Raw genomic sequence first — 3,142 nt, 5'->3', positions numbered from 1 at the left:
CAACGCAAAACCCCCCAGTCCTTTTGGAACTGAGGGGGTTTGGGGCTGTAAGAGCCTGACGATGACCTACTTTCACACGGGAACCCGCACTATCATCGGCGCAAAGTCGTTTCACTGTCCTGTTCGGGATGGGAAGGAGTGGTACCAACTTGCTATGGTCATCAGGCATAACTTGGTGCTGGGCAGTTCGTGGAACTGCCTGGCGAATTCATAGAGTTTGGAATCAGATTTTGTGTCTTTTGACTGCGTCAACTTGGCATAACAATCTTTGAGCTTTTCGCGCATACATATGATGGATGCGTGTTGGCAATCAAAGTTATAGGGTCAAGCCGCACGAGCAATTAGTATCAGTTAGCTTAACGCATTACTGCGCTTCCACACCTGACCTATCAACGTCCTGGTCTTGAACGACTCTTTAGGGGGCTCAAGGCCCCGGCAGATCTCATCTTGAAACGAGTTTCCCGCTTAGATGCTTTCAGCGGTTATCTCTTCCACACTTAGCTACTCGGCAATGCCACTGGCGTGACAACCGATACACCAGAGGTGTGTCCACTCCGGTCCTCTCGTACTAGGAGCAGGCTTCCTCAAATCTGCAGCGCCCACGGAAGATAGGGACCAAACTGTCTCACGACGTTTTAAACCCAGCTCACGTACCTCTTTAAATGGCGAACAGCCATACCCTTGGGACCGGCTACAGCCCCAGGATGAGATGAGCCGACATCGAGGTGCCAAACACCGCCGTCGATATGAACTCTTGGGCGGTATCAGCCTGTTATCCCCAGAGTACCTTTTATCCGTTGAGCGATGGCCCTTCCATACAGAACCACCGGATCACTATGTCCTGCTTTCGCATCTGCTCGACTTGTCAGTCTCGCAGTTAAGCACGCTTATGCCATTGCACTATCGTCACGATGTCCGACCGTAACTAGCGTACCTTCGAACTCCTCCGTTACGCTTTGGGAGGAGACCGCCCCAGTCAAACTGCCTACCATGCACTGTCCCCGATCCAGATAATGGACCTAGGTTAGAACCTCAAACACACCAGGGTGGTATTTCAACGTTGGCTCCATAAGATCTAGCGACCCTACTTCAAAGCCTCCCACCTATCCTACACAGATCTGTTCAAAGTCCAATACAAAGCTACAGTAAAGGTTCATGGGGTCTTTCCGTCTTTCCGCGGGGAGATTGCATCATCACAAACATTTCAACTTCGCTGAGTCTCAGGAGGAGACAGTGTGGCCATCGTTACGCCATTCGTGCAGGTCGGAACTTACCCGACAAGGAATTTCGCTACCTTAGGACCGTTATAGTTACGGCCGCCGTTTACTGGGACTTCAATCAAGAGCTTGCACCCCATCATTTAATCTTCCAGCACCGGGCAGGCGTCACACCCTATACGTCCACTTTCGTGTTTGCAGAGTGCTGTGTTTTTATTAAACAGTCGCAGCCACCGATTTTTTGCAACCCCGTTGGGCTCGCCTTGTACAGGTTCACCTACTTGGGGCATACCTTCTCCCGAAGTTACGGTATCAATTTGCCGAGTTCCTTCTCCTGAGTTCTCTCAAGCGCCTTAGAATACTCATCTCGCGCACCAGTGTCGGTTTGCGGTACGGTCGTCAATAGCTGAAGCTTAGTGGCTTTTCCTGGAAGCAGGGTATCACTCACTTCGTCTGCAAGCAGACTCGTTATCACCCCTCATCTAAGCCCGGCGGATTTGCCTACCAGGCACGACTACAGGCTTGAACCAACATATCCAACAGTTGGCTGAGCTAACCTTCTCCGTCCCCACATCGCACTATTGATCGGTACAGGAATATTGACCTGTTTCCCATCAGCTACGCATCTCTGCCTCGCCTTAGGGGCCGACTCACTCTACGCCGATGAACGTTGCGTAGAAAACCTTGCGCTTACGGCGAGGGGGCTTTTCACCCCCTTTAACGCTACTCATGTCAGCATTCGCACTTCTGATACCTCCAGCATCCGTTACCAGACACCTTCACAGGCCTACAGAACGCTCTCCTACCACGTGCAATAAATTGCACATCCGCAGCTTCGGTAACTGGCTTAGCCCCGTTACATCTTCCGCGCAGGACGACTCGATCAGTGAGCTATTACGCTTTCTTTAAATGATGGCTGCTTCTAAGCCAACATCCTGACTGTTTTAGCCTTCCCACTTCGTTTCCCACTTAGCCAATTTTAGGGACCTTAGCTGGCGGTCTGGGTTGTTTCCCTCTTGAGTCCGGACGTTAGCACCCGGTGCTCTGTCTCCCAAGCTGTACTCGTCGGTATTCGGAGTTTGCATAGGTTTGGTAAGTCGCCATGACCCCCTAGCCTAAACAGTGCTCTACCCCCGACGGTAATACTTGAGGCACTACCTAAATAGTTTTCGGAGAGAACCAGCTATTTCCAAGTTTGTTTAGCCTTTCACCCCTATCCACAGCTCATCCGCTAGTTTTGCAACACTAGTCGGTTCGGACCTCCAGTACCTGTTACGGCACCTTCATCCTGGCCATGGATAGATCACTTGGTTTCGGGTCTACACCCAGCGACTGATTCGCCCTATTCGGACTCGATTTCTCTACGGCTTCCCTATTCGGTTAACCTTGCCACTGAATGTAAGTCGCTGACCCATTATACAAAAGGTACGCAGTCACCCTTGCGGGCTCCTACTTTTTGTAAGCATGCGGTTTCAGGATCTATTTCACTCCCCTCCCGGGGTTCTTTTCGCCTTTCCCTCACGGTACTGGTTCACTATCGGTCGATTACGAGTATTTAGCCTTGGAGGATGGTCCCCCCATATTCAGACAGGATTTCTCGTGTCCCGCCCTACTTGTCTCTACCTTAGTACCACACGTCTGTTTTCGCATACAGGGCTATCACCTGCTATGGCCGGACTTTCCATTCCGTTTTGCTAACAATCGTGCTATCAATAGAAGGCTCTTCCGATTTCGCTCGCCACTACTTTCGGAATCTCGGTTGATGTCTTTTCCTCGAGCTACTGAGATGTTTCAGTTCACCCGGTTCGCCTCGCATGACTATGTATTCATCATGCGATACCTCTTGCGAGGTGGGTTTCCCCATTCAGAAATCTCCGGATCAAAGCTTATTTGCCAGCTCCCCGAAGCTTATCGCAGGCTATCAC

The 3,142-nt window shown here is 50.9% G+C and carries 2 rRNA genes (1 of these 2 only partly in view); both read right to left on the bottom strand.

Annotation, left to right across the window (positions count from 1 at the left end):
- Positions 1-53: 53 nt before the first annotated feature.
- Positions 54-166, bottom strand: a 5S ribosomal RNA gene (gene rrf / locus QUA74_RS29085).
- A gap of 154 nt (positions 167-320) precedes the next feature.
- A 23S ribosomal RNA gene (locus tag QUA74_RS29080) occupies positions 321-3,142 on the bottom strand; it runs 57 nt beyond the window's last position.

It is taken from the genome of Microcoleus sp. LAD1_D3, from assembly GCF_036702135.1.
Classification (GTDB): domain Bacteria; phylum Cyanobacteriota; class Cyanobacteriia; order Cyanobacteriales; family Microcoleaceae; genus Microcoleus.
The sequence above is the reverse complement of the archived record's forward strand: the minus strand, read 5'-3'. Positions and strand labels throughout refer to the sequence as shown.